A 7,975-nucleotide genomic window follows, 5' to 3' on the forward strand; every position below is an offset into this window, starting at 1 on the left:
AAGCTTTCACCCTCTATCAATCTCCTGTCATGGAAACCTTTCGTTAAGAAAGGTTTGTCAAAGGTGAAGCCATCTTGGGGGTCGCACATGAACGAGGCGGCCTGGGGCCTTCTGGCCTCCGAAACATGACGTTGATCGACTGAGCTCTTGTTGAACAGCACTAAATTCTAGGCAGCCTTTGGCTGCCTTTTCTTTGCGCTCCGATCAGCCGGCCAGCACGCGCTGCGACGGGAAGGTGATCTCGACGAGCGTGCCCTCGTTGGGCGTCGAATTGATCGAGAACGTTGCCCGGTTGGCATCCACCATCGCCTTGGTCAGCGGCAAGCCGAGCCCGGTGCCGTCGCCGCGATGGCGCGATTGGGTCGAGGAGACCTGCCGGAACGGCTTCATCGCCTGGTCGAGTTCGCTGCGCGTCATGCCGATGCCGGTATCGCGGACCCTGAGGACGACGCTGCCATTGGCCTCATAAGATGTGGAAACGACGATCTGCCCGCCTGATGGGGTGAAGCGGATGGCGTTCGACAGGATGTTCAGGGCGATCTGCTTGATCGAGCGCAGGTCGGCCACGACATCGGGCACCGATTGCGACAGCGCCGTGCGGATGATGACGCGCTGGCCATTCGCCTGCGGCTGGATCAGCGCCACGGCCTCGGAGACCGCCTCGTTGAGACCGACGGCATCGAAATCGAGATCCATCTCGCCCGCTTCGATCTTCGAAATGTCGAGCAGGTCGTTGACGATGTCGAGCACGTGCCGGCCGGAGCGGCCGATGTCATTGGCATATTCGATATAACGCGGATGGCCGATCGGGCCGAAGCGCTCGCCCGCCATCATGTCGGAAAAGCCGATGATGGCGTTGAGCGGCGTGCGGATTTCGTGGCTGACACGGGCGAGGAAATCGGTCTTGTGCGCGTTGGCGGTTTCAGCCGCACCCTTGGCGTTGCGCAACTCGTCCTCGGTGCGCTTCCACTGGGTGATATCGCGGATGACGGCGCAATAGCCGTTTGAGGAGGTGAGCTGGCCCATCGTCATGAACAGCGGCACGAAGCCGCCGGCGGCCTCGCGGCCGATCACTTCACGCCCATCGTTCAGCACACTTGCCACGCCATGGCCGGAGAGGCCGTTCAGATAGTCGATGACCGCTTTCTGGCTCTCATGGGCAAACAGCATGACGAAGGGTTTGCCGCGCGTCTCCTGCTCGTCGTAATTGAAAAGCGCGCTGGCCGACCGGTTCATCGAGCGGATGTCGCCCTCGGTGCCGATGACGACGACGCCGTCGGTCGCCGTTTCCAGGATCGAGCGCAATTCCTCCACTTCGACTTGAAGCTTGGCGACTTTCTCGACCATCCGCTCGGGGCGGCCTTCGGAACGGCCCTCGGACCGGTTTGCTTCGCCACGGCCATCTTCCTTGCCTTCCACCGGCATCAACGCCAGCATCAATGCGTTGGCGTCTTCCCAGCGCACCGATTGTAGCCGCGCGGTCACCGGGGCCAGCGTATCATCGGCCTTGACAAGCATCATGGTGCCGGTGCCGACAGACTTTTCCTCGAGTTCACGGCGCTGCAGCAGGGCTTCGATGCCGCCCACCTCGCGCAATGCCTCGAGCGAATCGTAGCCCGTCAGCCGCATGAATTCCGGATTGGCATGGATCAGCGCATCGCCGATATGGATGAGCACGGCAACAGGCAACTGGTCGACCGTGCCCACCGAAAGCCCGTCCGTCATCTTGACGCGCGGCGGAATGAAGCTGGTGAGAACCTCGATCTGGCTGACCGTCTCCTCGAGCCCTTCCGTTGCCTCGTCTTCGGCGATGACTGAAGGCTCTTCGGTGGCGTCGTCGTCTTCGCTCTGCGCCTCGACGGCATTCTCGAAGATCGCCTCCTGCGCCGCCACCTCTTCGAGCGACAGTGTTTCCGCCTTCTCGGAGATGGGTGTTTCGGCCTCGACCTCTTCGGGTCCGGAGGCCTTTTCGAAGCCGGCGGTTTCGGTGACGGCGGTTTCTATCGGCGCCGGAACGGCAGGCTCGTCCTTGCTGGCGCCGAAGGCTTCGAGGCGCTTGGCGATCTCGCGGAAATTGGCCTGTTCGGCGGCCGTCAGCGCAGCACCGCTGTTGTGGAGCTGAACGATTTTGTCGGAGAAACGGCGATTGGGCGTTTCCGAAATGCGAAGCGCCGGCGGCTCTTGCGGAAGATCGGCTGGGGGCTCTGCAGCGGAAACGTCGCCGGCATCGACGCTGCCTTCCGCTTTTTCTGCTGCACTTTCCTGGGCAGGTGTCTCGATGGCCACCTGCTCGGTGGCAATCTCTTCTGGCGCTGGCTCCGTCTGCGGCGCCTGATCCTCGACCTCTTGCGTCAGGGCGGGTTCGATCAGCGGTTCTTCAAGCGCTGTCTCCGCTTCATCTACCACCTCGGCAATGGTTTCGGCAGGTGGGCCGAGGCTCGCTGCGTCATGGCCGATACCATCAGGGCCGAGTGTCAGACCGAGCGCCAGCGGATCTTCCTGGGCATCGGAAAGCCGGACGACGCCGAAGCCGCGGAACCCATCGAAGTCGCGGTTGCGGGTATAGGTCGGCAGCGCCGCCAGATCGACCGGAACGACGAGGCTGGTGCCTTCGACCGGCCAGAGGATCGTCTTGCCCGACCAAGTGTCGCGGCGGGCGAGCGCCTCGGAAAGCTTGCCGTCAGGATCGAGATTGAAGAGGGCGGCGACATCGCCGAAGGCAGATCCGATGATATCGGAGGCGTGCGGACCGACGGCCTCGGCAAATTCGTGGCTGACCTCGTTGAACCGGCCTTCGGCGTCGATTTTCCAGACGAAGCGCGTGGCGCGGCTGTTCGGCCTGAAGACGAAGCCGGGCTCAGCCGCAAGCGGGGGCAGGTCGGCGACCACAGACTTTGCGATGACGGGCTGTTCATGGACCGCTTCCGGCGTGTCTTCGATAGGCGTTTCGCTGGCTTCAACAGGCGGTTCCACCGTATCGGCAACGGAGGCCAAATCGTCCTCGATGACCGCGACGGGCTCGGAGGCTTCAGCCGCGCTGCTGTCGATCGTGCTCTCGTTGCTCTCCGGCTTCGCATCCGCGGCAGGATACAGCCCATCGTCAACCGCCTCGTCTGCGGATGCTAGAGCTGTCCCGGCCGGCTGTTCGCTTTCGCCGGCGATCTCCTCGAGCGTCTCCTCGACCTCTTCGATTCCCGAGACCGCGTCGATGATATCGGTGAAGCCTGTAGCGGCAACAGGCTCGTCCTGAAGCGCTTCGGCCGGCGGCACGCTTTCTTCCTGTGCGGGCGCATCGACCGGGTCGAGCGCGGGCGCATCGATCCCGTCGAGATGACCGATCGCAGTCTCCACGGCAAAAAGCAGATTGAACGCCGGATCGTCGCTGAGCTTGCCGACGGCGGCCGGAAGATTGCCTCTGCTGGTGGCGACGGGTCGTTTCACCAACCGGTCGGGATGCGCGCCGGCAAGGTTGATCAAGGTTTTTGCCGTCTGCTCGGAGATCCCGAGCGAGGCAAAGCCCGGCGAGGCCGCGATGACCTCGCCATTGGCGCCGATCACCGCCATATGTGTGTCGGGATCATCAAGTCCCTGCAGCATCTGGGCCGCCGATGCGCCGGCCGCGAGTGGCTTTGCCGAGATCGGCACTGAAAACAGGATGGCCTTTTCGCCCTGGGAAAGGCGGATCAGTTCGGCAGCCGCCTGTACCTGCGCACGCTGAAAGCCCTTGGCAACGCGGATCATCAGGCTGCGGCTGTCGCCGATATCGGTCAGCTGGCGCGCGGCGGTTTCCAGCTGGCGGAAGGTGATGTCGGCGCGGTCGACCCCCTGATCGAGCAGGTCATAGACAGCCGAATGGCCGAAAAGCTCGGCACCTGCACCGTTCGCCCAGAGCAGACGGGCAAGATCGGCCGAAAACAGCACCATGGCCTCGCCGCGTGAAAAGCGTTCCCGTACCCGTGCATGCACGGCGATATCGATGAACGGATATTGGACTGCGGGCATGTTCGAACCTTGTCGCTGTCGGCCTTCTTAAATTAACGGCTTATTAATAACTGCGGGGCGCATGCCGGTCCAGAAGAGGAGGGGGTTTTCGGCCGGAAAGGTTAACGTCTTGTGCACCGCACAATAATTGTTGCAATGCACAATGAAATGTCTTATATAAGCATCATCCAACAAACGCAGGCAGCGGCTGCCTCAACCCAAAGGATGCGACCCATGGCTACCATAAAGACCGACGACGTTTTTTCAATCGCTTCTTTCGACCCGTCCAAGTTCACGGAATCTTTCCGTGAATTCGCCGAAAAGGGCGCTCAGCAGTCGAAGGATGCCTATGCCAAGCTGAAGACCGCCGGCGAGGAAGCCGGCAAGACGCTCGAAGCCACCGTCCAGACGGCTCAGGCCGGCTCGGTCGAGATCGGCCTGAAGGCGATCGACATCCTGCGCGTCAATTCCGAGAACTCGCTGTCGCACTTCGAAGCGCTGCTCGGCGTCAAGTCGCCTGCCGAATTCTTCGAGCTGCAGACCTCGTTCATCCGCAAGCAGGCCGAACTCACCGTCGAGCAGGCGAAGTCGATCCAGGAAACCACCAAGCAGGTGGCCGAGAAGCTCGCAAAGCCCTCCAAGGACGCCGCCGAAAAGGCCATGGCTTCCTTCAAGGTTGCCTGATCGGTTTTACCGATCGGAGATAAAAGGCTGGACCTCGCGTCCAGCCTTTTTGTATATTGGCGAGGAATGGGGCTTGAATTCGTCGCCAAGTCCTCGTATGTGACCCCCGTCGCGCCAAGCGCGATTTATGCGGTTGTAGCTCAGTTGGTTAGAGCGCAGGTTTGTGGCACCTGAGGTCGGAGGTTCGAGACCCCCCAACCGTACCATCTCCCACTTGTCCATATCGAAGAAATAGGTAACAGAGCGTCCCTAAGACATAGGTGACAACCTCGTGGCGAACGGGTTGCCGATCGGACGCAAAGTCCTTTGCTCGACCGCAGGCCGACATCGCCGGCCACGCGCTTGACCAGCAGTTCTCTGATCTTCCTGGCAGCCCAATGCGGCTTCTTTTGCGAGATGATCATCGCCTCGACCGGTTCACGGAGTGGTTGGCGCAATGCTTCGGCCGTCGCGACCGATCCGCCACGGCCTCCAGGCCGTCATCTTTGTAGCAATTGAAAATTTTTTAGCCGGTCGTGCCGAGATGCCGAATTACATTCATACGGCTGGTCAACCGCATGACAGCGAATCTCGTTTGACTACGTCGCTGCAAACTATTCCTTTAAGGACCTCCAGGTGCCCTTCGCAAACCGTCTTGACCAGTTCGAGCAGTAATGCAGTTTGTTCAGCGAGCCAGCCAAGCGCTTCCTCGCTAATTTCGAAATGTTTCGAATAGCGCGCCTTCACGTATGCCTCGTTCAACGTGTTGAACCAGGCGCGCTCACGATGCTGATCACGCGGAAAGGCTTCGGCCAGCCGGCGGTCCTGCTCCTCAGCGAGCGAGCGCAGAAACTTGAGGTTGTGCGATGGCGGGCCGTAGTTGGTTAGGGTCAACAGGACGCAGGAGTAGGCTTGTTCGAGCGATTGATGCAGGCTGAATGCCGACCAATTTATCCAGGCGTCCCCGGTCCTTTCCGACCTGCTGAGTTGAAATTTAGCTGTCTCCAGGATGGTTGTGGCTTCGGCAAACCTTTGCTCAAAAATCTCTTTTGCCAACCGCAGTCGATCCTCCGCCGAAAGAGGCTCGGGCTCGGCCAGCGGCTCATCGTCGAGTTCGTAGAGAACGATGCCTTCCTTGCGGATATCGGAGAAAAAATACTGTCCTTCCTTGAGGTAGGTGTTCACCTCGCGTCTGGAATGGACGATGAAGCTAACCGGCGTTTCGATCGAGGCTTCGTGGATCAGCCGGTCGGCGGCCTTGTGCCAATATTCGGTGAATTCGCAGAGCTTGCGGTTGTTGACGATGATCAGCAGATCGAAATCGGAGCGATACCCCTTCATGGTAAAGGGTTCATCGACCCATCCACCCTTCGCGTAGGAGCCGAACAGGAGAATCTTCAGGATCCTGCCGCGCTTCTTGAAATCGGCCGTACCTTCCTTCAGCGCATCCTCGAATTCCTCGTGCAGGATTTCGAGAACCCGGCCGAGTTCTCGCTGCTTGCGAAGCGGCATATGATCGAGCGACGATTTCATGAGCAATCGATAGGCGAAAGATCCAATATCGTCTACTGGCAAATTTAGCACCGCTCAACTCCAGCTTTGCCCTTGTGTCTCATCCGGTTGCCAACCCACGCTCGAGATTGATGAAAAACTTCAGCCGCTTAGGGACAAGTTCTGTCTGATCGCGGCGTAGTCGGAACGCCGTGCACAGCCCGAACAAAGCGTGAATTAAGTATTCGATTATACTATCTTGAAAAAATCAGTTAAATTGCTTATTTGTCGCAGCTGATAAGGACCCGGCGCAAAAACGTCGTTCGGCCTGACCATTGCAAGAGAGCGGCGTCGCTTGTTGGTGCACTGCTCCGAATATGCGAGGACAATCATGGCGATCATGTTCGTCAGAGCGCAGGTGATCAGCAGGGGAGCGGGACGCAACATCGTCTCGGCCGCCGCCTATCGTCATCGCACGAGGATGATGGACGAACAGGCCGGTACGTCGTTCAGCTATCGCGGCGGGGCTTCCGAACTGGTGCACGAGGAACTGGCCCTACCGGATCAGACGCCGGCCTGGCTGCGGTCGGCGGTCGAGGGGCGTTCCGTCGCTGGTGCCAGTGAAGCGCTGTGGAATGCTGTTGAAGCTTTCGAGAAACAGGCAAACGCGCGGCTGGCGCGCGAGTTGATCATCGCGTTGCCGGAAGAGCTGAGGCGGGCCGAGAACATCGCGCTGGTGCGCGAGTTCGTCCGTGATAACTTTACGTCCGAGCGAATGGTCGCCGATTGGGTTTATCACGACAAAGACGGCAATCCGCATATCCATCTGTTAACGACCGTGAGACCGCTGACGGAGGAGGGCTTCGGGCCGAAAAACGCTCCTGTTTTGGGAGAGAATGGCGAGCCATTGCGTTTTGTCACGGCCAGGCGGCCCACTGGTCGGATTGTCTATAAGTCCTGGGGCGGCGACAAGGAAACCTTGCAGGCGTGGAAGATCGCCTGGGCGGAAACGGCCAGCCGGCACCTGGCGCTTGCCGGTCACGAGATCCGGCTCGATGGCCGCTCCTATGCCGAACAGGGCCTCGATGGCATCGCGCAAAGACATCTCGGTCCGGAGAAGGCAGCCCTCTCCCGCAGGGACGCGGAGATGTATTTTGCTCCGGCCGACCTTGCCCGTCGCCAGGAGATGGCCGACCGGCTGCTTGCAGATCCTGCGCTCCTGCTGAAGCAGTTGAGCAACGAACGCTCCACCTTCAATGAGCGCGATATCGCCAAGGCGCTGCATCGCACTGTCGACGATCCCGCGGACTTCGCCAATATCCGCGCGCGCCTGATGGCGTCGGACGATCTCATCATGCTGAAGCCGCAGCAGATCGATGCCGAAACGGGAAAGGCGAGCGAACCTGCCGTCTTCACCACGCGGGAGATGCTGCGCATCGAATATGACATGGGGCGGTCGGCGCAGGTTCTGGTGGAGGGCCGCGGATTTGCCGTTTCCGATCGGGTGGTTGCAGCCGCGATCAGACAGGTCGAAACGCGGGATCCGGACACGTCATTCCGGCTCGATCCGGAACAGGTGGATGCCATCCACCATATCACCCGCGACAAAGGTATCGCCGCCGTGGTCGGCCTTGCCGGCGCCGGCAAGTCGACCTTGCTTGCCGCTGCACGCGTTGCCTGGGAACATGATGGTCGCCGGGTGATCGGTGCTGCCCTTGCCGGGAAAGCCGCCGAAGGGCTGGAAGACAGTTCCGGCATCAGGTCGCGGACACTCGCCGCCTGGGAACTCGCCTGGGCCAGCGGACGCGAATTGCTCGAACGTGGCAATGTGCTTGTCATC

Annotated in this window: 4 protein-coding genes, 1 tRNA gene and 1 pseudogene; 3 read left to right on the forward strand and 3 right to left on the reverse strand. The window is 60.5% G+C overall.

What is annotated here, in order from left to right:
• Positions 1 to 204: 204 nt before the first annotated feature.
• Complete coding sequence (locus tag MOV76_RS17270) at positions 205 to 4,002, reverse strand: ATP-binding protein (protein WP_247264952.1); 3,798 nt, start codon at positions 4,000 to 4,002, stop codon at positions 205 to 207.
• Between the two features lie 213 nt (positions 4,003 to 4,215).
• Between MOV76_RS17270 and MOV76_RS17275 the strand changes: the two genes are divergently transcribed.
• Complete coding sequence (locus MOV76_RS17275; RefSeq protein ID WP_018244864.1) at positions 4,216 to 4,665, forward strand: phasin; 450 nt, start codon at positions 4,216 to 4,218, stop codon at positions 4,663 to 4,665.
• A gap of 129 nt (positions 4,666 to 4,794) precedes the next feature.
• Positions 4,795 to 4,871, forward strand: a tRNA-His gene (locus MOV76_RS17280).
• 117 nt (positions 4,872 to 4,988) lie between these two features.
• Here the strand turns inward: MOV76_RS17280 and MOV76_RS40355 are convergent.
• Together MOV76_RS40355 and MOV76_RS17285 are read right to left on the reverse strand one after the other, a co-directional pair.
• Positions 4,989 to 5,170, reverse strand: a pseudogene (locus MOV76_RS40355) (IS481 family transposase); the annotation flags it as partial.
• 44 nt (positions 5,171 to 5,214) lie between these two features.
• Positions 5,215 to 6,228, reverse strand: coding sequence for a nucleotidyltransferase and HEPN domain-containing protein (locus MOV76_RS17285; protein ID WP_130651745.1), 1,014 nt, complete (start codon positions 6,226 to 6,228; stop codon positions 5,215 to 5,217).
• Between the two features lie 298 nt (positions 6,229 to 6,526).
• Between MOV76_RS17285 and traA the strand changes: the two genes are divergently transcribed.
• Positions 6,527 to 7,975 (forward strand): Ti-type conjugative transfer relaxase TraA (traA, locus tag MOV76_RS17290; protein ID WP_247264953.1); only part of this gene is annotated, 1,449 nt, incomplete at its 3' end.

This window comes from Rhizobium sp. PRIMUS64 (genome assembly GCF_023006465.1).
Taxonomy (GTDB): domain Bacteria; phylum Pseudomonadota; class Alphaproteobacteria; order Rhizobiales; family Rhizobiaceae; genus Rhizobium; species Rhizobium leguminosarum.